The sequence below is a fragment of the Variovorax sp. GW460-12-1-14-LB1 genome, assembly GCF_059423605.1.
In genome coordinates, this window is record NZ_JBWKYF010000011.1 from 100101 (window position 1) to 124041 (window position 23941).

24 protein-coding genes and 1 riboswitch are annotated in these 23941 nt (G+C 67.7%); of the genes, 16 read left to right on the forward strand and 8 right to left on the reverse strand.

From position 1 onward, the window contains the following. Nucleotides 1–24: 24 nt before the first annotated feature. The 3 genes from thrS to AC07Y4_RS08495 form a co-directional block, all read right to left on the reverse strand. Nucleotides 25–1932: a threonine--tRNA ligase gene (thrS, locus tag AC07Y4_RS08485; protein ID WP_062473452.1), complete on the reverse strand. Its 1908-nt coding sequence runs from the start codon at nucleotides 1930–1932 to the stop codon at nucleotides 25–27. A 215-nt stretch (nucleotides 1933–2147) separates the two neighbouring features. Further along, on the reverse strand, nucleotides 2148–2945 hold the full coding sequence (locus AC07Y4_RS08490; RefSeq protein WP_487848443.1) for a thioesterase family protein: 798 nt from the start codon (nucleotides 2943–2945) through the stop codon (nucleotides 2148–2150). 17 nt (nucleotides 2946–2962) lie between these two features. Then, a complete protein-coding gene (locus AC07Y4_RS08495) occupies nucleotides 2963–3277 on the reverse strand; it encodes a putative quinol monooxygenase (protein WP_307589124.1) in 315 nt (104 codons plus the stop codon). 120 nt (nucleotides 3278–3397) lie between these two features. On the opposite strand from AC07Y4_RS08495, the gene AC07Y4_RS08500 reads away from it, so the two are divergent. Beyond that, nucleotides 3398–4366: a GlxA family transcriptional regulator gene (locus tag AC07Y4_RS08500; protein ID WP_487848442.1), complete on the forward strand. Its 969-nt coding sequence runs from the start codon at nucleotides 3398–3400 to the stop codon at nucleotides 4364–4366. A gap of 97 nt (nucleotides 4367–4463) precedes the next feature. Here AC07Y4_RS08500 and aceA read toward each other — a convergent pair whose 3' ends face one another. Then, entirely contained in the window at nucleotides 4464–5795 is a 1332-nt protein-coding gene (gene aceA / locus AC07Y4_RS08505) for an isocitrate lyase (RefSeq protein WP_056579731.1), read from the reverse strand. A 233-nt stretch (nucleotides 5796–6028) separates the two neighbouring features. Beyond that, the gene (locus AC07Y4_RS08510; protein ID WP_487848441.1) at nucleotides 6029–6421 is read right to left on the reverse strand and encodes a gamma-glutamylcyclotransferase family protein; all 393 of its coding nucleotides are present in this window, start codon (nucleotides 6419–6421) and stop codon (nucleotides 6029–6031) included. Between the two features lie 35 nt (nucleotides 6422–6456). Here AC07Y4_RS08510 and AC07Y4_RS08515 point away from each other — a divergent pair, with 35 nt between their 5' ends. Both AC07Y4_RS08515 and AC07Y4_RS08520 read left to right on the forward strand, forming a co-directional pair. After that, complete coding sequence (locus AC07Y4_RS08515) at nucleotides 6457–7386, forward strand: DMT family transporter (RefSeq protein WP_487848440.1); 930 nt, start codon at nucleotides 6457–6459, stop codon at nucleotides 7384–7386. Nucleotides 7387–7541: 155 nt separating this feature from the next. Then, nucleotides 7542–7985 carry an SWIB/MDM2 domain-containing protein gene (locus AC07Y4_RS08520; RefSeq protein ID WP_062473465.1) on the forward strand — a complete coding sequence of 148 codons (444 nt, stop codon included), beginning with the start codon at nucleotides 7542–7544 and terminating at the stop codon, nucleotides 7983–7985. A 40-nt stretch (nucleotides 7986–8025) separates the two neighbouring features. Here the strand turns inward: AC07Y4_RS08520 and AC07Y4_RS08525 are convergent, their stop codons facing one another. Then, nucleotides 8026–8805, reverse strand: a complete 780-nt coding sequence (locus AC07Y4_RS08525) for a helix-turn-helix domain-containing protein (RefSeq protein WP_495274386.1) — start codon at nucleotides 8803–8805, stop codon at nucleotides 8026–8028. A gap of 94 nt (nucleotides 8806–8899) precedes the next feature. Here AC07Y4_RS08525 and AC07Y4_RS08530 point away from each other — a divergent pair, with 94 nt between their 5' ends. Next, nucleotides 8900–9193, forward strand: a complete 294-nt coding sequence (locus tag AC07Y4_RS08530; protein ID WP_487848437.1) for a hypothetical protein — start codon at nucleotides 8900–8902, stop codon at nucleotides 9191–9193. Here the strand turns inward: AC07Y4_RS08530 and AC07Y4_RS08535 are convergent. Continuing rightward, nucleotides 9159–10883 (reverse strand): thiamine pyrophosphate-binding protein, encoded by a 1725-nt coding sequence (locus AC07Y4_RS08535; protein ID WP_495274387.1) that lies wholly within the window; start codon nucleotides 10881–10883, stop codon nucleotides 9159–9161. The genes AC07Y4_RS08530 and AC07Y4_RS08535 overlap by 35 nt on opposite strands. A gap of 95 nt (nucleotides 10884–10978) precedes the next feature. Here AC07Y4_RS08535 and AC07Y4_RS08540 point away from each other — a divergent pair, with 95 nt between their 5' ends. The 10 genes from AC07Y4_RS08540 to arsC all read left to right on the forward strand — a co-directional run bounded on the left by AC07Y4_RS08540 (nucleotide 10979) and on the right by arsC (nucleotide 21851). Next, a complete protein-coding gene (locus tag AC07Y4_RS08540; protein ID WP_095946946.1) occupies nucleotides 10979–11635 on the forward strand; it encodes a TetR/AcrR family transcriptional regulator in 657 nt (218 codons plus the stop codon). Nucleotides 11636–11789: 154 nt separating this feature from the next. Beyond that, the gene (locus tag AC07Y4_RS08545; RefSeq protein WP_139706941.1) at nucleotides 11790–12773 is read left to right on the forward strand and encodes a tripartite tricarboxylate transporter substrate binding protein; all 984 of its coding nucleotides are present in this window, start codon (nucleotides 11790–11792) and stop codon (nucleotides 12771–12773) included. Nucleotides 12774–12901: 128 nt separating this feature from the next. Further along, nucleotides 12902–14077, forward strand: a complete 1176-nt coding sequence (locus AC07Y4_RS08550) for a Gfo/Idh/MocA family protein (RefSeq protein WP_489058688.1) — start codon at nucleotides 12902–12904, stop codon at nucleotides 14075–14077. A gap of 19 nt (nucleotides 14078–14096) precedes the next feature. Then, a complete protein-coding gene (locus AC07Y4_RS08555; RefSeq protein ID WP_495274388.1) occupies nucleotides 14097–15284 on the forward strand; it encodes a dihydrodipicolinate synthase family protein in 1188 nt (395 codons plus the stop codon). Nucleotides 15285–15292: 8 nt separating this feature from the next. Beyond that, nucleotides 15293–16171: a sugar phosphate isomerase/epimerase family protein gene (locus AC07Y4_RS08560; RefSeq protein ID WP_495274389.1), complete on the forward strand. Its 879-nt coding sequence runs from the start codon at nucleotides 15293–15295 to the stop codon at nucleotides 16169–16171. Nucleotides 16172–16219: 48 nt separating this feature from the next. Next, nucleotides 16220–17314: a DNA glycosylase AlkZ-like family protein gene (locus tag AC07Y4_RS08565; RefSeq protein WP_495274390.1), complete on the forward strand. Its 1095-nt coding sequence runs from the start codon at nucleotides 16220–16222 to the stop codon at nucleotides 17312–17314. 314 nt (nucleotides 17315–17628) lie between these two features. Continuing rightward, nucleotides 17629–19809: a TonB-dependent siderophore receptor gene (locus tag AC07Y4_RS08570; RefSeq protein ID WP_495274391.1), complete on the forward strand. Its 2181-nt coding sequence runs from the start codon at nucleotides 17629–17631 to the stop codon at nucleotides 19807–19809. A 97-nt stretch (nucleotides 19810–19906) separates the two neighbouring features. Then, a riboswitch (FMN riboswitch) is annotated at nucleotides 19907–20065 on the forward strand. A gap of 113 nt (nucleotides 20066–20178) precedes the next feature. Continuing rightward, nucleotides 20179–20691 carry a 6,7-dimethyl-8-ribityllumazine synthase gene (locus AC07Y4_RS08575; protein WP_070061276.1) on the forward strand — a complete coding sequence of 171 codons (513 nt, stop codon included), beginning with the start codon at nucleotides 20179–20181 and terminating at the stop codon, nucleotides 20689–20691. Between the two features lie 41 nt (nucleotides 20692–20732). Further along, complete coding sequence (locus AC07Y4_RS08580; protein ID WP_095946939.1) at nucleotides 20733–21434, forward strand: glutathione S-transferase family protein; 702 nt, start codon at nucleotides 20733–20735, stop codon at nucleotides 21432–21434. Between the two features lie 36 nt (nucleotides 21435–21470). Then, nucleotides 21471–21851, forward strand: coding sequence for an arsenate reductase (glutaredoxin) (gene arsC, locus AC07Y4_RS08585; RefSeq protein WP_062473487.1), 381 nt, complete (start codon nucleotides 21471–21473; stop codon nucleotides 21849–21851). Here arsC and queG read toward each other — a convergent pair. Beyond that, the gene (gene queG, locus AC07Y4_RS08590; RefSeq protein ID WP_487848428.1) at nucleotides 21848–22930 is read right to left on the reverse strand and encodes a tRNA epoxyqueuosine(34) reductase QueG; all 1083 of its coding nucleotides are present in this window, start codon (nucleotides 22928–22930) and stop codon (nucleotides 21848–21850) included. The genes arsC and queG overlap by 4 nt on opposite strands. Between queG and tsaE the strand changes: the two genes are divergently transcribed. Beyond that, the gene (gene tsaE / locus AC07Y4_RS08595; RefSeq protein WP_056579690.1) at nucleotides 22916–23410 is read left to right on the forward strand and encodes a tRNA (adenosine(37)-N6)-threonylcarbamoyltransferase complex ATPase subunit type 1 TsaE; all 495 of its coding nucleotides are present in this window, start codon (nucleotides 22916–22918) and stop codon (nucleotides 23408–23410) included. The genes queG and tsaE overlap by 15 nt on opposite strands. After that, the coding region (locus tag AC07Y4_RS08600) for an AMIN domain-containing protein (RefSeq protein WP_495274392.1) at nucleotides 23407–23941 on the forward strand (535 nt) is incomplete at its 3' end. The genes tsaE and AC07Y4_RS08600, both read left to right, overlap by 4 nt.

Here is a 23941-nt window from a genome sequence, read left to right on the forward strand (position 1 = left end):
CATATGGGGTGTTTCAGAGACAAATCAACGCTTGTCAGCAACGTCCTGGACGAGCCGTTGCGTGAACGATTCGAGGGACATTGCACCGAGGTCTTGATTGCCCCGGGCGCGCACTGCGACGGCACCTGCTTCCTTTTCCTTGTCACCCACGACGAGGATGTAAGGGAGCTTTTGCAACGAATGCTTCCGTATTTTATACGTAATCTTTTCGTTGTGCAGATCCAGCTGAACTCTAAGCCCTTGATTTTGCAGCGTTTTCGCAACTTGCGCCGCGTAGTCGGCCTGTCCTTCGCTGATATTGAGCACCGCCACCTGCACCGGAGCGAGCCATGCGGGCATGGCGCCGGAGTGGTGTTCGATCAGCATGCCGATGAAGCGCTCGAGGCTGCCGACGATGGCGCGGTGCAGCATCACCGGGTGGGCGCGGCCGCTCGATTCCGTGACGTACTCCCCGCCCAGGCGCTCGGCCGTGTTGAAGTCGACCTGCATCGTGCCGCACTGCCAGTGACGGCCGATGGCGTCGCGCAGCGTGTACTCGATCTTCGGGCCGTAGAAGGCGCCGTCGCCGGGCGAGATGACGAAGTCCACGCCCGAGCGGCGCAGCGATTCCATCACCGCGTGCTCGGCCTTGTCCCAGAGCTCGTCGGAGCCGACGCGGTTCTCGGGCCGCGTCGCGACCTTGTAGAGGATGTCCGTGAAGCCGAAGTCGGCATAGACCTTCTGCAGCTGCGCCGTGTAGGCGATGCATTCGTCGAGGATCTGGTCTTCCGTGCAGAAGATGTGGCCGTCGTCCTGCGTGAAGCCGCGCACGCGCATGATGCCGTGCAGCGCGCCGCTGGGTTCGTTGCGGTGGCACTGGCCGAACTCGCCGTAGCGCAGCGGCAGGTCGCGGTAGCTGCGCAGGTCGCTCTTGAAGATCAGCACGTGGCCCGGGCAGTTCATCGGCTTCAGCGCGTACTCGCGCTTCTCCGACTCCGTCGTGAACATGTTGTCGCGGTAGTTCTGCCAGTGACCCGTCTTCTCCCACAGGCTCTTGTCCAGGATCTGCGGACCCTTCACTTCCCAGTAGCCCGTGTCGCGGTAGATGCCGCGCATGTACTGCTCGACCTGCTGCCAGACCGCCCAGCCCTTGGGGTGCCAGAACACCACGCCCGGCGCCACTTCGTCGATGTGGAACAGGTCGAGTTCCTTGCCCAGCTTGCGGTGGTCGCGCTTCTCGGCTTCCTCGATGCGCTGGATGTACTGGTCGAGCTGCTTCTTGTCGGCCCAGGCCGTGCCGTAGATGCGCTGCAGCTGCTCGTTCTTGGCATCGCCGCGCCAGTAGGCGCCGGCCAGCTTCGTGAGCTTGAAGACCTTCAGGAAACGCGTGTTCGGCACGTGCGGGCCGCGGCACATGTCGACGTATTCCTGGTGGTAGTACAGGCCCATGGCCTGCTCGTCGGGCATGTCTTCGACCAGGCGCAGCTTGTAGTCCTCGCCGCGCGACTTGAAGACCTCGATGACTTCCGCGCGCGGCGTCATCTTCTTGATCACGTCGTAGTCCTGCGCGATCAGCTCGCGCATGCGCGCCTCGATGGCGGCCATGTCTTCGGGCGTGAACGGGCGCTCGAACGAGATGTCGTAGTAGAAGCCTTCGTCGATCACCGGCCCGATGACCATCTTGGCCGTCGGGTACAGCTGTTTCACCGCATGGCCGACCAGGTGGGCCGTCGAGTGGCGGATGATCTCCAGGCCCTCGTCGTCCTTGGGCGTGATGATCTGCAGCCTGGCATCGCGGTCGATGACGTCGCTGGCATCGACGAGCTTGCCGTCGATCTTGCCAGCCACCGTCATCTTGGCGAGGCCGGGACCGATGGACTGGGCCACTTCGGCCACCGAAACCGGGCCGGGGAACTCGCGGCGCGAGTTGTCGGGGAGCGTGATCTGGATCATGTGAAAACCTCGGGAGAAAAACAAAAAAGCGCGGTGGATGCCGCGCTTTGCTTGGTTGGTGCGCTGGAAAAACCAGCGAGCGCGGGGCTACCGGCCCTTTCCTTCGAAGAAGAAAAAGCCGCTGAATCCTTGCGGGGTAGTTCGCGGTGTCATAACCAAGGTGCCTTTCTCGCTCTTGTTGAGTGCAGAGTGGGCGATTCTAGCCGCTGCCCGCTTCAGCCGCGCGCCTCGAACAGGAGGCTGGAAACGCACTGTCCGACCGGCCCGTCGCGGTCGTGCAGCTGCCCGACGGCATAGCCCGTGCCCATCGGGCCCGCAAGCGTGAGGGCATCGACCAGCACCCAGTCGCCGCGCGGCGCCCGCCGCAGGTTGATCGTCAGGTCGGCATTGACGAAGCCCAGCCGCGCCGGATGGGCCCATTGCGAGATGCCCGCCACGAGATCGGCCGCCGAGGCCACCTGGGCCAGCGGCGATGCGGCCTCGGCGTCGACCAGCGGCCGGCCCAGGCGCAGCCACGCGGCAGCCGGGCCGGGCTCGAGGATCTGCCCGCGCGCCATGCGCACGTCCACGCCGGCAAAGAACGGGCTCATGCGGGACGCCGCCGCGGGAATGGGCACGCCCTCTTCCGGCGGTGCGAATGTCGCGGCGGCGAAGGCGTCGGCGGCCGGCAGCGCGGGCGTCTGCCCGCTGCGCAGCAGCAAGGCGGTGCACCGCAGCACGGACTTGCCGTCCTGGACCATGTCGAACGCCACCGTGCGCGCCTTGGTGCCGTCGCGCAGCAGGGTGAACTCGAGCGTGATTGGCGCCCGGCTCGCAGGGCGCCAGAAATCGAAGCCCAACCGCGCCACCTCGCGGCCGCGGCTCGCCTCGTGCGCCTGGAGCGCGCGCACGAGCAAGGCGGCGGTCGCGCTGCCCTGCAGCGCCTCGGCGGACCACGGGCCGATGGCCGCCTCGGTGGGCACGAAGCGTTCGCCGTCGCTGACGAACACCGGGTCGCCGACGGGCGTCGTCATGGGCTGCGCCTGCACGCTCACGACGCCGCGGCCGCCACGTTCTTGAGGCCGAGCACTTCGATCGGCTCGATCGAGGGCGGTCCGGCGAACAGCTCGGGCGCCTGCGCCATCAGGGCCTGGGCGATCGGGCCGCTCAGGTGTGCCTGGCGGCCGGCTTCGTCCTCGAACGCGTCGAACACACCGAAGGTGCTGGGCGACAGCCGCAGCGCAAACCAGATCGGCGTGGTCTTTTCCTCGCGCGCCATGGCCAGGCCAGCCTCGAGGAATTGCTGGACGGCGGCTTCCTTGCCGGGCTTGGCTTCGAGGCGGGCGAACAGCGCGAACTTGATCATGGGACATCTCCTGGGTGGACAACAACGGCGCACGGGATTGCGCGGCGCTGGCACGAACTCTAGGCAAGCCCCGCCCTCTGGACCATTGGCTTTTTTGACATCTTTGGTATCGTTATTGCCATGAAACTCGATGTCCTCGCCCTCGACGGCGTGTTCGATTCCGGCCTGGCCACGGTGCTCGACGTCTTCACCACCGCAAACGAACTCGCCGCCATGCTGCAGCTCGACGTGGCACCTTTCGACGTCTCCATCGTGGGCACCCGCAAGCGCGTGCGCACCGCCCAGGGCTTCACCGTGCCCGTGACGCACACGCTGGCCGACACCGGCGCCGCCACCGACTGGCTGGTCGTCCCGGCGCTCGGCTGCAAGATGCCCGAGACGCTGGAGCCCGCCCTGCAACGCGCCGACGTCCGAGATGCCTGCGCGGCGCTGCGCGCGCGCGCCGAAGACGGCGGCTGCATCGCCGCCGCGTGCATCGGCACTTTCGTGCTGGCGGAAGCCGGCGTGCTCGCGGGCCACAAGGCCACCACCACCTGGTGGCTGGCCACCCTCTTCCGGCAGCGCTACCCGGCGGTGCTGCTCGACGATTCGCGCATGCTGGTCAGCTCGGGGCCGCTCGTCACGGCGGGCGCGGCGCTGAGCCACGTCGACATGGCGCTGTGGCTGGTGCGCCAGGCCAGCCCTGAACTTGCCGCGCTGGTGGCGCGCTACCTCATCGTGGACTCGCGCCCCTCGCAGTCGGCCTACGTGATCTCCGACCACCTCTCGCACGCCGACCCGCTGGTGGAGCGCTTCGAGCGCTGGGCGCGCGGCCGGCTGGCCGAGGGCTTCTCGCTCGACGAGGCGGCGCAGGCCGCGGGCACCAGCAAGCGCACGCTGGCCCGGCGCATGCAGCAGGTGCTGGGCAAGAGCCCGTTGTCGTATGTGCAAGACCTGCGCGTCGAACGCGCCGTGCACCTGCTCAAGACCAGCAACAAGAGCCTAGAGCAAATCGCGGGCATGGTCGGCTACGCGGACGGCGTCACCTTGCGCACGCTGCTGCGCCAGCGGCTGGGGCGCGGCGTGCGCGAAGTGCGGCTCGAAGCCTGAGCCCCGCCCATCGAGCGCCCACGAAAAAGCCCGGCACGAGGCCGGGCTTGGGGGCGACAGCGCAGCGCGCCGTCACTCAGCGATCAGCGAAGGCAGCTCAGTGGAACTGCTCTTCTTCGGTCGAACCGGTCAGCGCCTTCACGCTGGACGAGCCGCCCTGGATCACGGTGGTCACGTCGTCGAAGTAGCCGGCGCCGACTTCCTGCTGGTGCGACACGAAGGTGTAGCCCTTGTCTCGTGCGGCGAACTCGGGTTCTTGCACCATGTTCACGTAGTGCTTCATGCCTTCGCCGTTGGCATACGCGTGGGCGAACTGGAAGGTGTTGAACCAGTTGATGTGGATGCCGGCCAGCGTGATGAACTGGTACTTGTAGCCCAGTGCCGACAGGTCTTCCTGGAACGAGGCGATCTGCTTGTCGTCCAGGTTCTTCTTCCAGTTGAACGACGGCGAGCAGTTGTACGACAGCAGCTTGCCGGGGCAGGCGGCGTGCACGGCTTGCGCGAATTCACGGGCGAAGCCGATGTCCGGCACGCCGGTTTCGCACCACACCAGGTCGGCGTACGGGGCGTAGGCGACGCCGCGGCTGATGGCTTGCTCCAGGCCGTTCTTGACGCGGTAGAAGCCTTCTTGCGTGCGCTCGCCGGTCAGGAAAGGCTTGTCGTTGGCGTCGTGGTCGGACGTGATCAGGTTTGCGGCTTCCGCATCGGTGCGGGCCAGGACGATGGTCGACACGCCCATGACGTCGGCGGCGAAACGCGCCGAGATCAGCTTCTCGCAGGCTTCCTGCGTCGGCACGAGCACCTTGCCGCCCATGTGGCCGCACTTCTTGACGGCGGCCAGCTGGTCTTCGAAGTGCACGCCGGCAGCGCCCGACGCGATCATGTTCTTCATCAGTTCGAAGGCGTTCAGCACGCCGCCGAAGCCGGCTTCAGCGTCCGCGACGATCGGCAGGAAGTAGTCGATGAATTCCTTGTCGCCCGGGTTGATGCCACGGCCCCACTGGATTTCGTCGGCGCGCTTGAAGGTGTTGTTGATGCGACGGACCATCGTCGGCACCGAGTCGTAGGCGTACAGCGACTGGTCGGGGTACATCGTTTCCGAGGTGTTGCCGTCGGCGGCGACTTGCCAGCCCGACAGGTACACGGCTTCGAGGCCGGCCTTGGCTTGCTGCATGGCCTGGCCAGCAGAGATCGCGCCGAAGGCGTTCACGTAGCCCTTCTTGGCACCGCCGTTGATCTTGGCCCAGAGCTTTTCAGCGCCGCGCTTGGCCAGCGTGTGCTCAATGGGGAGCGAACCGCGCAGGCGAACCACGTCGGCTGCGCTGTAGCCGCGCTTCACGCCCTTCCAGCGAGGGTTGGTGGCCCAGTCCTTTTCGAGGGCGGCAATTTGCTGTTCGCGGCTCAGTTGTTCGTTCAGGGTCTGGGGCATGGTCACTCCGTGAGGTTGATTGAAGGTTGGCGTTGCGGCCGTGGGGTTACTGTAATCCGATTGCGGACTCTTATGTCTTATAGAAGACATATTTTTGAACCAACAAAATCAACAACTTACGGAGATATTTCTCAATGAGAAATTATTTTTCTCATATCGAGAAAAAATATTGCGGCGCAGCAGTTTGAATTTTCGCGATGCGGAATCGCTCTTTCGGTTGTGAAAACCTGCGCCTATCCCGCGGTGCCCGCCGCATGCGCGATCCAGTCGCCGCTGTCGATCACATGGCGGCCCGCGATGCGCGTCGGATGGATCTCGTAGACCAGGCAGTCGATCGATTGCACTCCCACCGCCACGCGCACGCTGCGCCGGATGTACTCCCCCGAATCGTCTTCGGCCACTTCTTCGAGCCGGTCGAGTTCGCGCTCGACCTCCAGCGTGATGCGGTAGACCTCGCCCTTCACGCGCCCTGCCCCGCCGAGCACCACGCCCGGGTACGCACCCAGGTCGTACAGCGTGCCGACGATGAAGGCCTCGCCGACGAACACCGGCGCCGGCCGGTAGCGCGCGATGTCGTTGCGCCCGCCGCGCCGCAGCGTGCCGTAGACAAGAACGTGGGGCATCATCGAATCCATCCGATCAACAACCAGCGCCCAGTCTATTGAACCCCGCCGCATCCACCTCCGGCCGCCTCGTGGCCTACGGCTGCCTGGCCTTGAGCATGTCGCTCGTCGGCATCTACGTCGCCCTCTCCAAGCCGCTGGTGGCAGCCTTCCCGGTGCTGCTGCTGGCCTGGCTGCGCTTCGGCATCGCGGCGCTCGCCATGCCGCATTGGCTCCAACCCACGCCCGACGAGCCGCCCATGAGCGCACGCACGCGCGGGCTCGTGTTCCTCGAGTCCTTCCTCGGCAACTTCCTGTTCTCGATCTGCATGCTGTTCGGCGTGAGCCTCACCAGCGCCGTGTCGGCGGGCGTAATCATGGCGTCAATCCCCGCCGTGGTCGCGGTGGCGAGCTGGCTCTTCCTGCGCGAGCGCATCACGGTGCGCATCGGCCTGGCCATTGCCTGCGCGGCACTGGGCATCGGCCTGCTCGCGTTCACGCCGACGCATGCACCGACCGCCACCGGCAGCGCGGCCGGTGCGCCGTCCATGCCCTGGCTGGGCAACCTGCTCGTGTTCTGCGCGGTGCTCTGCGAGGCCGCCTACGCGGTGATCGGCAAGTCGCTCACCGGCAAGCTGGGGCCCAAGCGCATCGCATCGCTCATCAACCTGTGGGGCTTCGTGCTGTCGATGCCCTTCGGCATCTGGTTCGCGCTGCAGTTCGACTTCACCGCCGTGCGCTTCGGCACCTGGGCACTGCTGGTGGTCTACGCGCTGGCCGCCAGCATCTGGACCGTGTGGCTGTGGATGACCGGACTTCGCCACGTACCAGCGGCACAAGCGGGTGTCTTCACTGTCTTGCTGCCCGTCAGCGCGGCCCTCGTGGGCGTGCTCGTGCTCGGGGAAAACCTCACCTCACCGCAGCTGCTTGCGTTCGCGATCGCCCTCGTGGGCGTGGTGCTGGCGACGTGGCCGGGGCGACGAACGTGAACAACGTCCCTTCTCCCCTCTGAAAAAACAACAGCTCCCAATGAAAAAAGCGCTTTTTCCCTTGGAAACGCGTTTTTTCTCATTTAGCATCCGCATTGCCACTGGAGACGCAAGTTTTTCATTGGTGAACGTTCAACCAAAAAAGGAAATCAACCATGGCAACTGCAAAGAAGGCTCCGGCCAAGAAAGCTCCGGCAAAGAAGGCCGCTCCCGCAAAGAAGGCTGCGGCTCCTGCAAAGAAGGCCGCACCGGCCAAGAAGGCAGCGGCGCCCGCCAAGAAGGCTGCTCCTGCAAAGAAGGCTGCACCGGCGAAGAAGGCTCCTGCAAAGAAGGCCGCTCCCGCCAAGAAGCGCACCCCCAACGCTGCGTTCATGAAGGCCCTGACCCCCAGCCCGGCCCTGGCCGCTGTGGTCGGTTCGACGCCTCTGCCGCGCACCGCTGTGGTGAGCAAGCTGTGGGACTACATCAAGAAGAACAACCTGCAAGACAAGGCCAACAAGCGCAACATCAACGCCGACGCCAAGCTGAAGGAAATCTTCGGCAAGGCCCAGGTTTCGATGTTCGAACTGGCTGCGCTGATTGGCAAGCACGTCAAGTAAGCGTTCGGGGGCCTCGTGCTCCTGAGTCAAAAAGCCCGCGTCATGCGGGCTTTTTTTTCGCCTGCAGCAAGCCCTCGCCCGCCTCGAAGAAGCGCGCGGGCGTGCAGCCGAAGTGCTTGCGGAAAGCCTCGATGAAGGCACTCACCGAGCTGTAGCCCACCGTCAGCGCGACTGCCGTCACCGGCTCGCGCAGGCTCAGCAGTTCCACCGCTTTCAGCAGACGCGCCTGCTGGCGCCATTGCGTGAAGCTCAGCCCGGTCTCTGCGGCAAAGCGGCGCGTGAGCGTGCGACGGGCCATGCCGATGCGATCGGCCCACTCGTCGATGCCATCGGGCAGCGCCGGTTCGTCTGCCAGCGCACGCGCCATCGCCACCAGCCGTGGGTCCTGCGGCATGGGCAGGTGCAGCGACTCGCGCCCGCCGACCGCCAACTCGTCGACCAGCACACCCACCAATCGCGCGCGGCGGGGCTCCTGCAGCGCGTCGGATGGGTCCAGCGACATCAGCCGCGCCACCAGCTCTCGCACCAGTGGCGTGGCGGCAAAGACATGCGGCCCCTCCGGCAAGGCCTGCGCCACCGACGCATCGATGTGCAGATGCCATCCCGCCGTGGCCCCGAAGCTCTGCGCGGCATGGGCGCAGCGCGGCGCGATCCAGCCGATCCATCCCGGCGGCTGCACCCAGCGCCCCGCGGGCGTCTCGATGACCTGCAGGCCTTCGCGCAGTGCGAACAGCTGGCCGGTCGCGTGCGCGTGGTAGCCCGTGACGCGCGGCGCCTCGTGCGCGTAGCGCCAGAGCGTGGCAGGCGATTCAGCCGCCATGGCTGGCCCGCACGCGGTATCGATTGGCCCCGCGCCGCAAGCCGGGCACGGCCCCGCTGCCTAGCATCGAAGGCATCTCCACCAAGGAATCCCCATGAAAGCGCAAGACATCATTCCCGACGGACAGGACTTCACCGTCATCGACGGCCACACCGTGCGCAAGGGCTCGGTCGGCGCCTTCCTCGCCAATGCGCGCGTGCTCGAAGACCCGAACGCCACGGCCGACGAACGCCGCGTCGCCCGCGACGACCTCGCATCGCTGATTCCCACGCTCGACGCGCTCGGCCTGTTCGACGTCTTCGAACTGCGCTCGCCCGCGCTGCGCGACGAGGTGGCCCGCCATCGCGTGACGCTCAGCCCTGCGCCCGCTGCTTCGCCGCGCGCGTGATCGACGCCAGCGTGCCGCGCGTGGTGATCACTTCGGGGTCGAGCGGGATCTCGATCAGCGTGCCCGTGTCGGCCGCCAGCGCGCGCAGCAGCGCGGCCTCGAACTGCGACGTCTCGGTGACGCGCTCGGCCGCGTAGCCGTAGGCGCGCGCCAGGCCGCAGAAGTCGGGGTTGCGCAGCGCGGTGCCGCTGGTGCGCTCGGGGTACTCGCGCTCCTGGTGCATGCGGATCGTGCCGAACATGCCGTTGTTGAGCAGCACGACGATGCTCTTGCCGCCGTGCTGCGAGGCCGTTGCCAGCTCCTGCCCGTTCATCAGGAAGTCGCCGTCGCCCGCGATGGTGAAGGCCACGCGCCCGGTGGCGATGCTCGCGGCAATGCCCGCCGGCACGCCGTAGCCCATCGCCCCGCTGGTGGGCGCCAGCTGCGTCTTGGCGCCCTTGGCGAGGCCGTGGTAGCGGAAGTAGCGATGCACCCAGCTCGCGAAGTTGCCGGCGCCGTTGGTGATGGCCGCATCCGCCGGCAGGTGCTTCTGCAGCAGCGCCACCACGGCGGCCATGTCGACCGCCCCGCGCGGCGTCTCGGCCGGCATGCCGGCGAGCGCCTGCGGCTGCAGCCAGGCTTCGTAGTCGGAATGCAGCTGCTGCGTCCAGGCTTCCCACGGCAGCGAGGGCGGCGCGCTCAGCACCTCGAGGCTGCGCGCCGCGGCGCTCATGCCGGCGTTGATCGCCAGGTCGGCCTGGTAGACGCGGTTCAGTTCTTCGGCGCTCGCGTGGATGTGCACCAGCGTCTGCTTGGCCTTCGGCGCTTCGAGCAGCGTGTAGCCGCCGGTCGTCATCTCGCCCAGGCGCGGGCCGATGGCCAGGACCAGGTCGGCGTCCTTCACGTGCTGCGCGAGCTTCGGGTTGATGGCGATGCCGACGTCGCCCGCGTACTGCGGGTGGTGGTTGTCGAAGGTGTCCTGGAAGCGGAAGGCGTTTGCCACCGGCAGGCGCCAGTTCTCGGCGAAGCGCTGCAGCGCCTGCGCGGCCTGCGGCGTCCAGCCCCCGCCGCCGGCGATCAGCAGCGGGCGCTGCGCCTTCAGCAGCAGCTCGCGCAACGTGCGCAGCGCGCCCGGGTCGCTCCACGGCTGGACCGCCTCCACGCGCGCCAGCGGCCGCGCCGCCGTCTCGGTGCGCAGCATGTCCTCGGGCAGCACCAGCACGACCGGGCCCGGCCGGCCGTTCATCGCGGTGGCGAAGGCGCGCGCGATGTACTCGGGGATGCGGTCAGCGTCGTCGATGCGCTCCACGCGCTTGGCAAAGCCCTTGGTGCTCGGCCCGAAAAAGCTGGCGTAGTCCACTTCCTGGAAGGCCTCGCGGTCGCGGAAGTCGCTGCCGACATCGCCCACGAACAGCACCATCGGCGTCGAGTCCTGGAACGCGTTGTGCACGCCGATCGAGGCGTTGGTCGCGCCCGGCCCGCGGGTCACGAAGCACACGCCCGGGCGCCCCGTGAGCTTGCCGTGCGCCTCGGCCATGAAGGCCGCGCCGCCCTCCTGCCGGTTCACCACGAAGCGTGCGCGGTCGCGGTAGGCATGGAAGCCGTCGAGCACCGCCAGGAAGCTCTCGCCCGGCACGCCGAAGGCGAGTTGCATGCCTTGTTCGACCAGGCACTCGACGATCAGGTGGCCCGCGGGTTGTGATGTACTCATGGAAAGTTCGAACCTCAGTTGCAAATGTCTCCGGCGATTATGTGTGCCTGCCTTCCACGCCTTGTCTTAATTCCCCAATTGGTTAAATTCGCGTCATGAAGGCCCCCAAGGACTCTTTGCCCGAAACGCTCGAGCCGCGCTCGCGCGACGCCGACCGCTCGCAGCTGGCCATCCTCGCGTCGGCGCGCGACGAGTTCGCCGCGCGCGGCCTGGCCGGTGCGCGCATGGACAGCATCGCCGAGCGCGCGGGCCTGAACAAGCGCCTCATCTACTACTACTTCGGCAGCAAGGACGACCTGTTCCTGGCCGTGCTGGAGCGCGTGTACGCCGACATCCGCGCCGCCGAGCAGCGCCTGCACCTGGACGAGATCGAGCCCGTCGAGGCGATCCGCCAGCTGGTGTCGTTCACCTGGCACTACTACCTGGAGCACCCCGAGTTCATCACGCTGCTCAACAGCGAGAACCTGCACGGTGCGGCGCACCTGAAGCGCTCCGACCGCATCCAGGAGATGAACTCGCCGCTGGTGCAGCTGCTCGACACCGTGCTGGAGCGCGGCAAGAAAGACAACCTCTTTCGCGCCGGCGTCGACCCCGTGCAGCTGTACATCTCGATCGCCTCGCTGTGCTATTTCTACCTCTCGAACAACCACACGCTGTCGGCCATCTTCGGGCGTGACCTGCGTGCCCCCAAGGCGATGGCGCAACGCCTCTCGCACATGACCGACCTGGTCCTGGGCTACGTCCTGCACTGAGCCTTCGGCGCTCCAGGCACCCTTTTCCACGCCTCCGGGTTTTCACCAAGCAGCGTCGGTTGACGCTGCGGCGCAGCCGTTCCTACAATTCACTAATTCACCCAATGGTGAATTGACGACTCAAGAACTGCGGCCCGACCGCGCGGAGACAACCTTGAAGCAACTTGCACGCACCACCCTCCTGGCCTCGCTGACCTGCCTGGCCGCCCTGCTGCCGGGTCTGGCGGCCGCGCAGAACGGCTACCCCACCAAGCCGATCCGCGTGATCGTTCCGTTCGCCGCCGGCAGCACGACGGACATCATTGCCCGCGCCATCGCCGACAAGATGGGCACCAGCATGGGCCAGGCGCTGATCATCGAGAACCGCGGCGGCGCCAGCGGCACCATCGGCCAGCAGGCGGTGGCCACAGCCGCGCCCGACGGCTACACGGTGATGATCCATTCGTCGTCGCACACGGTGAGCCCGTCGACCTTCGCCAAGTTGCCCTTCGACACGGTGCACGACTTCGCGGGCGTCACGCCGATCTCGTCGCTGCCCAACGCGCTGGTCATCTCGCCCAGCAAGAACATCAAGACCCTGCCGCAGCTGCTGGCCGCCGCGCGCGCCAAGCCCGGCAGCATGAACTTCGCCTCGGCCGGCCAGGGCAGCGCCACGCACCTGAACGCCGAAAAATTCAAGATGGCCGCGAAGATCGATGCGACCAACATCCCATTCAAGGGATCGGGCGAGGCCGTCACCGAGGTGCTCTCGGGCCGCGTCGACTACTACTTCTCGCCCATCGCGCCCGTCATCGGCCAGATCAAGGAAGGCCAGCTGCTCGCACTGGCCGTGGGCTCGCCCAAGCGCGCCGCCGCCCTGCCCGACGTGCCCACCACCACCGAAGCCGGCGTGCCCGGCTCCGAGTTCAACTTCTGGATCGGCATGATGGCGCCCGCCAAGACGCCGCGCGACGTCGTCAACCGCCTGCACGACGAGGTGGTCAAGGCCCTGGCCACGCCCGAGGTGAAGGAGCGTTTCCTCAAGCTGGGCGCCGACGCCTGGACGCTCAAGCCCGAGCAGTTCGACGCCTACATCAAGGACGAGATCACCAGCAACGCGCAGCTCGTGAAGGCCGCCGGCCTCGCGGTCCAGCAGTAACAGCAAACAGGCCGAGGTCCCGCACCGCGTCGTGCACGCGGGGCAGCCCGGCCTGCCCCGGCGTTGCCACGCGCTACGCCGATCGAAGCCCCTTCCTCTTTTTCCCGTATCTCCCCAAGGAACCCACGATGGCCACCCAACGTCTCGGAATCATCATGCACGGCGTCACCGGACGCATGGGCATGAACCAGCACCTGATCCGCTCCATCTGCGCCATCCGCGCCCAGGGCGGCGTGACGCTGTCGAACGGCGACAAGGTCATGCCCGACCCGATCCTCATCGGCCGCAACGCCGAGAAAATGGAAGCACTCGCCAAGGCCCACAACATCGCGCGCTGGGGCACCGACCTCGACCAGGCGCTCGCGAACAAGGACGACACCGTCTTCTTCGACGCCGGCACCACGCAGATGCGCCCCACGCTGCTGGCCAAGGCCATCCGCGCCGGCAAGCACGTGTACTGCGAGAAGCCGATCGCCACCAACCTCAACGAGGCCGTCGAGATCGCCCGCCTGGCCGACGAAGCCGGCAAGGCCACGGGCCTGAAGCACGGCGCGGTGCAGGACAAGCTCTTCCTGCCCGGCCTGCGCAAGCTCGACATGCTGCGCCGCGCGGGCTTCTTCGGCCGCATGCTCAGCGTGCGCCTGGAGTTCGGCTACTGGGTGTTCGAGGGCGACCTGCAGCCCATCCAGCGCCCGAGCTGGAACTACCGCAAGGAAGACGGCGGCGGCATGATCCTGGACATGATGTGCCACTGGCGCTACGTGCTGGACAACCTGTTCGGCGAGGTGAAGTCGGTGTCGTGCATCGGCGCCACGCACATTCCCACGCGCTGGGACGAAGCCGGCAAGCCCTACGAGGCCACCGCCGACGACGCGGCCTACGCCACCTGCGAACTCACGGGCCACAACGGCGAGCCGGTGATCGCGCAGCTCAACATGAGCTGGGCCACGCGCGTGCGCCGCGACGACCTCGTGACCTTCCACGTCGACGGCACCGACGGCTCGGCAGTGGCCGGCCTGTCGAGCTGCCGCGCCCAGTCGCGCGTCGCCACGCCGCGCCCGGTGTGGAACCCCGACGAGAAGCAGACGATGAACTTCTTCGACCAGTGGCAGGAGATTCCGGACTCGCAGGTCTACGACAACGGCTTCAAGATCCAGTGGGAACACTTCATTCGCCACGTGGTGGAAGACGCACCCTACAAGTGGACGCTGCCCGAAGGCGCCAAGGGCGTGCAGCTGGTCGAGGCCGCGCTCGCGTCGTGGCAGGAGCGCCGCTGGATCGACGTGCCCACGCTGAAGGTCTGAGGAAGAAGAAGACAAAGCCATGGCACTGTCGCTGACCCTCCCCACCGCGAGCGGCGCGCTCGCGCCCTACGCCCTGCGCGGCACCGCGCCGGTGAAGCCCGATGCGGGCGTCAAGTTCAACCGCATCGCCTACTCGGCCGCGCACGTTGTGGCCGACCCGCTCGCCGCCATCGACCCGTGGCTGCAATGCGCGGTCGACTGGGACACCACCATCGCCTACCGCCGCCACCTGTTCTCGCTGGGCCTGGGCGTGGCCGAAGCCATGGACACCGCGCAGCGCGGCATGGGCCTGGATTGGCCGACCTCGCTCGAACTGATCCGCCGCTCGCTCGATGCCGCGAAGGACGTGCCCGGCGCGCTCGTCGCCTCGGGCTGCGGCACCGATCACCTGAACATCGACGACGTGAAGAGCGTCGACGACGTGATCCGCGGCTACGAGGAGCAGATGGCCGCCATCGAGGCGCTCGACGGCAAGCTGATCGTGATGGCGAGCCGTGCGTTGGCCCGCGTGGCAAAAAGCCCCGCCGACTACGAGCGCGTGTACGACCGCATCCTGAGCCAGGCGAAGCAGCCCGTGGTGCTGCACTGGCTGGGCGACATGTTCGACCCGGCGCTCGCAGGTTACTGGGGCACGAAGGATGTCGACGCAGCGATGGACACCGCCGTCGGCATCATCGCGGCGCACCCCGAAAAGGTCGATGGCATCAAGATCTCGCTGCTCGACAAGGACAAGGAGATCGCCATGCGCCGCCGCCTGCCGAAGGGTGTGCGCATGTACACGGGCGACGACTTCAACTACGCCGAACTGATCGCCGGCGACGGCTTCGGCAGCGAGCCGACGCACGGCAAGAGCGATGCGCTGCTGGGCATCTTCGACGCCATCGCGCCCGCCGCGAGTGCCGCGCTGGGCGCACTGGCGCAAGGCAACAGCGAGAAGTTCCACGCGATCCTCGGCCCCACGGTGCCGCTGTCGCGCCACATCTTCGCGGCGCCCACGCGCTTCTACAAGACGGGCGTGGTGTTCATGGCCTGGCTCAACGGCCACCAGAAGCACTTCACGATGGTGGGCGGCCAGCAGAGCACGCGTTCGCTGCAGCACTTCGCTGAACTCTTCCGTCTCGCGGATGCGGCCAACCTGCTGGAGCAGCCCGAGCTTGCGGTGCGGCGCATGAAGACGTTGCTGGCCTTGTACGGCGTGGAAGGCTGAGCGAACCCATGCGCGATTTCTCGCAGAACCACGACTGGCTGTCGATCAACACGGCGACCATCCGCAAGCAGTCGGGCGCCGAGGTGCCGCTGGACCGCCTCATCGACCAGTGCGCCGAACGCGGCATCCGCGCCATCAGCCCATGGCGCGACCAGGTCGCGGCCGTCGGCCTCGACAAGGTGGCCAAGCAGTTGAAGGCGCACGGCATCGGCCTCTCGGGCTACTGCCGGGGCGGCTTCTTCCCGGCGCCCGATGCGGCCGGTCTGAAGGCCGCGCTCGACGACAACCGCCGCGCCATCGACGAGGCAAAGACGCTCGACGCACCCTGCCTCGTGCTGGTCGTCGGCGCCCTGCCCGGCGCGCTCGACGGCAAGGCGGCGTACAAGGACATCGGCCGCGCGCGCAGCGAGGTGCGCGACGGCATCGCCGCCTCACTCGAATACGCCCGCGAGGTCGGCATGCCGCTGGCCATCGAGCCCCTGCACCCGATGCAGGCGGCCGACCGCGCGTGCATCAACACGCTAGAACACGCGCTCGACCTGTGCGACGAACTCGATGCGGGCAAGACCGGCATGCTCGGCGTGGCGCTCGACATCTATCACGTGTGGTGGGACCCGAAGCTGCAGCAGCAGATCGCCCGCGCCGGCCGCGAGCGGCTGCTGGCGTACCACGTCTGCGACTGGCTCACGCCGACGCGCGACCTGCTCTCCGATCGCGGGATGATGGGTGACGGGGTTGTCGAGCTGAAGAAGATCCGCGGGTGGGTCGAGGATTCAGGCTTTGCGGGTTTCAGCGAGGTCGAGATCTTCTCGAACCTCGACTGGTGGCAGCGCCCCGGCGCCGAGACGCTCGACGTCTGCATCGAACGACACCGCAGCGCGGTCTGATCGATCCGGCCGAAGCGAAAGGCAGCCGCTTGTGCTGCAATTCGCCCCATGGCTGACCCCACCCTCGACGACCTGCGCCGCTACGCCGTCGCGCGCACCCTCTTCACGCCGACGACGCTCCCCGCCGCCATCCGCAAGCTCGGCTTCGTGCAGGCCGACCCGATCCGTGCGCCGGCGCGGGCGCAAGACCTCACGCTGCGCCACCGCGTGAAGGACTACCGCGCAGGCGATCTCGAAAGCCGTTACGCGCGGCTTGCAATCGAGGAAGACTGCCTCGTCAACTACGGCTTCCTGCCGCGCGAGCACCTGGCGCTGATGCATCCGCGCGAGGCCAGGAAAGCCTGGGACGCCGACACGCGCCGCAAGGCCGCCGACGTGCTGGCCTATGTGCGCGAGCACGGGCCGGTGCATCCGCGCCAGGTCGAGCAGCACTTCGCGCACGGCCGCATCCAGAACTACTGGGGCGGCTCCAGCAACGCCACCACGCACCTGCTCGACGGCATGCACTACCGGGGCCTGCTGCGCGTGGTGCGGCGCGACAGCGGCACGCGGGTCTATGAAGCGGTGAGCCATCCGCCCGCCGACGACAGCCCCACCGGACGCGCGCAGCGTGCGGCGGCGCTCATCGAACTGGTGGTGCGCAAGTACGCGCCGTTGCCGGCCACGAGCCTGACCTACCTCGTGCGCCTGCTCGGCTACGGCGCCCCGCACCTGGCTGCGCAGACGCAGGCGGCGCTGCGGCTGGCGCGCGAGGAACTGGCCAGTTGCCGCATCGACGGCACCACCTGGTACTGGCCCGCCGACGAGAACCCCGCCTCGCGCCGTCATGCGCCCGACGACGCGGTGCGCCTGCTCGCGCCCTTCGACCCGGTGGTGTGGGACCGCCGCCGCTTCGAGCTGCTGTGGGGCTGGACGTACAAGTTCGAGGCCTACACGCCGGCGCCGAAACGGCAGTTCGGCTACTACGCGCTGCCGATGCTGTGGCACGACCGCGTGATCGGCTGGGCCAACGTGAGCGCGCCTGAAGGGCGGCTGCAGCCGGCCTTCGGCTACGCCGACGCGAAGAAGCCGCACGGCGCGGCCTTCCGCGCGGGCCTCGACGAAGAACTGCACCGCATGACGCAGTTCCTCGCGGGCCGCTGACGCTGCCTTTTATAATCGCCCGCCTCAGCCAGCCGCCCGCGCCCGCCGCGAGCCCGCCAGCCGTCTTCGAAGGAACGAAGACGCAGCAGCCCGAGCGACGACACATCCCGTCGTCGCCCCCGGCCACTGCCCCCACGACGCCGTAGACACACAACACCAGCCGGATGCGCTTTCCTTTCGGAATGCGCCACGGCACGCGCTCGTTCGTTTCCGTTTTTTTCGATCGCACCCGAGAAGCCATGGCGCGCCTGACCGCGCCGCAGCCACTCCCCCGCCCTAGACACGTCCGAAGCAGGACACAGGAGAAGCTGCACATGACACTCAAGAATCGCCGCCCCGGAACGCCGCGCACGCGGCGGGGCTATGCCACGCTCGCGGGCACCGCCGTGGCGCTCGCCGCCAGCGCACATGCCCACGCGCAAGAAACCGCCGCTGCCGAAACGCGGCAGGCGCTGCCCACCGTCACCGTCTCGGGCGATGCGGGTGAAACCGCCACCGGCCCCGTGACGGGCTTCGTCGCCAGGCGCGGCAGCACCGCCACCAAGACCGACACGCCGCTGATCGAGACGCCGCAGGCCATCTCGGTCGTCACGCGCGACCAGATCGAAGCCCAGGGCGCACTCACCCTGCGCGAGACCACCAACTACACGGCCGGCGTGGTGTCGAGCTACTTCGACAGCCGCGTGGATTCGTTCAAGGCCCGCGGCGGCGACGCCGTGCAGTACCTCGACGGCCTGCAGCGCACTTACGGCACCTACAACGCCAGCCGGCCCGACCCGTACATGCTGGAGCGCGTGGAGCTGCTGCGCGGCCCCTCGTCGGTGCTGTACGGCCAGGGCGGCATCGGCGGCGTGCTCAACCTCGTGTCGAAGCGTCCGCAGGCCGAGACGCAGCGCGAGGTGCAGCTGCAACTGGGCAACAACGCGCGCAAGCAGATCGCCGCCGATTTCACCGGCTCGCTCGACCCCGAGAGCAAGTGGATGTACCGCCTCGTGGCCGTGAACCGCGACAGCGGCACGCAGGTCGACCACGTGTCGGACGACCGCATCGCGATCGCGCCCTCGCTCACCTGGCGTCCGAACGCCGACACCTCGCTCACGCTGCAGGCGTCCTACCAGAAGGACAAGAGCGGCTCGCTGATCGGCTTCTTCCCGTGGCAGGGCACGCTGCTGCCCTCGCTGTACGGCCGCATCCCGACCTCGACCTTCACCGGCGAGCCGGGCTTCGACCGCTTCGACACGCGCAGCACCTCGCTGGGCTACCTGTTCAGCCACCGCCTCAACGACACCTGGACGGTGCGCCAGAACCTGCGCTCGACCGAGAGCAAGGTCTGGTACAACACCTCGTACACCAGCTTCACGGCCAACCGCCTCACGGGCCGTCCGGCGCGCCCGGTGTTCAATGCCGACCAGCGCACCATCGAGCGCGACCTGAGCAGCGACATCAACGGCGGCAAGATGCTGCTGCTCGACAACCAGGCCGAAGCGCACTTCAGGACCGGCGAGGTCGAGCACACGCTGCTGCTGGGCGCCGACTTCCAGCGCAACACCACCTCCAAGCTCTCGGGCCGCGGCCGTGCGGGCGCGCTCGACGTGTACGCGCCGGTGTACGGCAACTACACGGCCCCCACCAGCTACACGCGCGCACCCGAGGTGGTGCAGAAGCAGGCGGGCCTGTACGTGCAGGACCAGGTCAAGTACGGCCGCTGGATCGGCCTGCTGGGCCTGCGCCACGACAAGGCCACCACCGACACCGAAGGCCGCCCCGCCGCGGCGGCCGACGACAAGGCCACCACCAAGCGCGCCGGCCTGGTCTACCTGGCCGACGGCGGCTGGGCGCCGTACCTGAGCTATGCCGAATCGTTCCTGCCGCTGGGCGGCGTCGACACGTCGAACAACCCCTTCAAGCCGCAGCGCGGCAAGCAGTGGGAAGCCGGCGTGAAGTGGGAGCCCGCGGGCCAGCGCACCTCGTTCATGGCGGCCGTGTACGACCTGCGCGACACCAACCGCAAGACCCCCGACCCGACCAACCCGCTCAACAGCGTTCAGCTCGGCGAAGTGCACGTGAAGGGCCTGGAGCTCGAGTACAAGGGCAGCATCGCACGCGACTGGGACTGGATCGCCTCGTACGCCTACACCGACGCACGCGTGTCGAAGAGCAACGGCTCCGACCTGGGCAAGCGCATTTCGGGCGTGCCCAAGCACACGGCCTCGGCCTGGGTGACCAAGCGCTTCTCGATCGGCGGCCTGCACGGCTTCTCGGCCGGCGGCGGCGTGCGCTACCTGGGCAAGTCGTACGACGGCATGGACAACAACCCCGCGCCCGCGGTCACGCTGTTCGACGCGATGTTCGCGTGGGACAACGGTCCGCTGCGCCTGGCGCTCAACGTGGCCAACCTGACCGACAAGGTGCAGATCACCACCTGCCTGGCACGCGGCGACTGCTTCTATGGCCAGCGCCGTACCCTGACCGCGAGCGCGACGTACCGCTTCTGAAGCAAATCCCCGCGCGCTCGAAGGTCTGGCGCGCGGGCGACAACCGGCCCGGCGGCGTGCTTCTAGAATCGCGCCGTCGTCCGGTTCGCCGGACGGCAAGCGTTCTCAGGGCGGGGTGCAATTCCCCACCGGCGGTGATGGCAACGAAAGTTGCACAAGCCCGCGAGCGCCTCAGGCCTGCCACAGGTCCGAGGGTCAGCAGATTTCGGTGCGATTCCGAAGCCGACGGTCACAGTCCGGATGAAAGAGAGCGCGAAATGCGGGCATGCCCGCGCGCCTTGCTTTGCTCTTTTTGGGCAAACCGGTGCGCGAGCGGGCCTGTGGTTTCGTGCGCCCTGATTCAGGAACCCTGCTTTCAAGAGGCACACCATGAGTCAGATCAACGACCTTCCCCTTTCTGCCGTCACCGCGTCGGGTTCGCCGCGCGGCCAGCGCATCGCATTCGTCGAGGCGCAATGGCATTCCGACATCGTCCACCAGGCACGCGACGCCTTTCTCGAAGAGATGGCGCGGCTCGGCGTGGCGCGCGAGCTCATCGACATCTTCGATGTGCCCGGCGCCTTCGAGATTCCGCTGCACGCCAAGCGCCTGGCCAACTCGGGCAAGTACGCGGCCATCATCGGCTGCGCGCTGGTGGTGGACGGCGGCATCTACCGCCACGAGTTCGTCGCCAACACCGTCGTCAGCACGCTGATGTCGCTGCAGCTGGAGACCGACGTGCCGATCTTCTCGGCCGTGCTCACGCCGCACCACTTCCACGAGCACGTGGAGCACCGCAAGTACTTCCACCGCCACTTCGCAATCAAGGGCACGGAAGTGGCCGAGGCCTGCTTCAAGACGCTCGAGGCGCTGGACAAGGTCGACGCGCTGCTGGCCGCCTGAGCGGGTTGGCAAGAGGCGCACGCCTGCAGTAACCTGCGCGGATGGCCTCTCCATCCGCCCCGGCGGTCGCAGCAGCAGCCGCCGACCGCTACACCCTCTATGGGGCGCCCGGCTCGGGCGCCACGCCCATCCACGCCGCGCTGACGCTGATCGGCGCGCAGGTCGACACGGTCGACATCGCCCCCTGGGAGGGCGAGTCCGAGCGCGAGCGGCTGACCGGCGTCAACCCGATGCAGCAGGTGCCCGCGCTCGTGCTGCCTTCGGGCGAAGTCATGACCGAGAGTGCGGCCATCCTCATCTGGCTGGGCGACCGCTACCCCGAGGCCGGGCTCTGCCCTGCGCCCGGCGACCCGCGCCGCGCGCAGTACCTGCGCTGGATGGTCTACCTGCCGGCCTCGATCTATTCAATGTTCTGGGTGCGCGACGAGCCTTCGCGCCTCGCGGCCGATGCCGCCGCGCAGGCCGTGGTGCTCGAGCGCACGGCCGCGCGCATCGCGCACTGCTGGCACCTCATGGACACGCAGATCGACGAGCCCGCACCCTACCTGCTCGGCGACAAGCTCAGCATGCTCGACCTGTACGTGACCGTGGTGTCGCGCTGGACGCCGACCCGCCGGCGCTTTTATCGCGTGGCGCCGCGCATGGCGCGCGTGGTGCGGCGCGTGGACGCCGACCCGCGACTGGCCGAGTTCTGGGCGGCGCGCTTTCCGTTCTCGATGGATGCGGACGAAGAGACAAGCTGAGGCCCGTTCTTCTCTTCTCTTCTCATAATCGACGCCATGACCGCACGCACACCGACCACCGCCTACCCGATGACGATTTATCACAAGCCCAACTGCAGCACGTCGCGCAACGTGCTGGGCTTGATCCGCGAAAGCGGCGTGGAGCCCGAGATCGTCCTGTACCTGGAAACGCCGCCGTCGAAGAAGAAGCTGCGCGAGCTGGCGAAGGCCATGGGCCTGACGGCGCGCGACCTGCTGCGCACCAAGGAAGCGCCCTACGAAGAACTGAAGCTGGCGGACGAGAAACTGACGGACGACCAGCTGTTCGACGCGATCGTCGAGCACCCGATCCTGTTGCAGCGGCCCATCGTCGTGTCGCCGCGCGGCACGCTCATGTGCCGCCCTTGGGAACGCGTGCGCGAGATCCTTCCCGCTTAACTCGGTTGATCTTCGGGCTGCTGCGCCAGCCCCCAAGCGACATGCTCGCGCACCAGTTCACTCGGATGTTCGGCGCGCGTGGCCAGCGCTTCCTTCGCGCCGCCCTCGCCTGAGCGCACCGCATTGCCCAACGCCACCGCGATGTTGCGCAGCCAGCGCTCGTGGCCGATGCGACGGATCGGGCTGCCTTCGGTGCGGCGCAGGAAATCTTCTTCGCTCCACGCGAACAGCTCGGCCAGCGTGCGGCCCGTGAGCCCCTCGCGCGCATCGAAGTCGGGCAGCGTGCTCTTCTTCGCGAACTTGTTCCAGGGGCAGATCAGCTGGCAGTCGTCGCAGCCGTAGATGCGGTTGGCCATCAGCGGGCGCAGCTCCACCGGAATGGCGCCGGCGTGCTCGATCGTGAGGTACGAGATGCAGCGGCGCGCATCGAGCCGCTGCGGCGCGACGATGGCGCGCGTCGGGCACACGTCGATGCAGGCGCTGCAGCTGCCGCAGTGCGCGCTGACGGGCTCGCTCGGCGGCAGCGCCATGTCGACGTAGATTTCGCCCAGGAAGAACATCGAGCCCGCGTCGCGGTCGAGCACCAGCGTGTGCTTGCCGCGCCAGCCCTGGCCGCTGCGCGAGGCGAGTTCGGCCTCGAGCACCGGCGCCGAATCGGTGAAGGCGCGGTGGCCGAAGGGGCCGACCTCTTCGGCGATCTTCTCGGCCAGTTTGGCGAGGCGGTTGCGCAGCACCTTGTGATAGTCGCGGCCCCGCGCGTACAGCGACACGATGGCCTCGCCGGGCCGGCGCAGCCGGTCGAACTCGATGGCCTGCCACTCGGCGTCGGTGTCGCGCGGCAGGTAGTCCATGCGCGCGGTGATCACGCTCACCGTGCCCGGCACCAGCTCCGCCGGCCGCGCGCGGCGCGTGCCGTGCGTTGCCATGTATTGCATTTCTCCATGGAACCCATGGGCCAGCCATTGCATCAGACCGTCTTCGGCGCTCGACAGATCGACGCCCGCGATTCCGATTTGGGAGAATCCGAGTTCCCGGGCCAAGGCCTGAATACGAGCAACGAGTGGATGGCTGACGATCACTTGCCGATTGTAGAAACGCGCACCCTGCGCTGGCAGGGCGAAGACGACACCGACGCGCTGGCGCGCGCGCTCGCCGCATCGCCCGCGTTGCGCGACGCTTTCATCGCGCTGCAGGGCGACCTGGGCGCCGGCAAGACCACCTTCGTGCGCCACCTGCTGCGCGCGCTCGGCATCACCGGGCGCATCAAGAGCCCCACCTACGCGGTGGTCGAGCCGCACGAGGCGCCCGACGGGCTGGCCATCTACCACTTCGATTTCTACCGTTTCGCCGACCCGCGCGAATGGGACGACGCGGGCTTCCGCGACATCTTCGCGGGCCCGGGCCTCAAGCTGGCCGAGTGGCCGGAAAACGCCGCGGGGCGCACCCCACCTGCCGACCTAGCTATTAAAATAGAAGCAATGACCGACGACACCCGCAGCGTGACCCTCCTGGCGAACACCCCTCGCGGCAGCGATCTGCTGGCGTGCCTGGCCGCATGAAGGCGACCGGCCTGAAACGGCGCGTGCTGCTGCAGGGCGGCAGCATCGCGCTGATGCTGGGCGTGCACCAGATCGCGCGCGGCGCCAGCATCCTCGCCGTGCGCGTGTGGCCCGCCGCCGACTACACCCGCGTGACCATCGAGTCCGACGCCCGCCTCAACTCGCAGCAGCTGGTGGTCGGCAGCCCGCCCCGGCTGGCCGTGGACATCGAGGGCATCGACCTGAACACCGAGCTGCGCGATCTGGTCGGCAAGATCAAGCCCGGCGACCCGTACATCAACGGCCTGCGCATCGGGCAGAACGCACCGAAGGTGGTGCGCATCGTGTTCGACCTGAAGCAGACCGTGCGCCCGCAGGTGTTCTCGCTGGCGCCCGTGGCCGCCTACAAGCACCGGCTGGTGCTCGACCTGTACCCCGAGCAGGCCATCGACCCGATGGAAGCGCTGATCGCCGAGCGGCTGCGCGATGCGCCCAAGAACGGCAGCAGCACCACCACCGCCCCGGGCAACGGCCCTGTCGTCGCCACCGCCC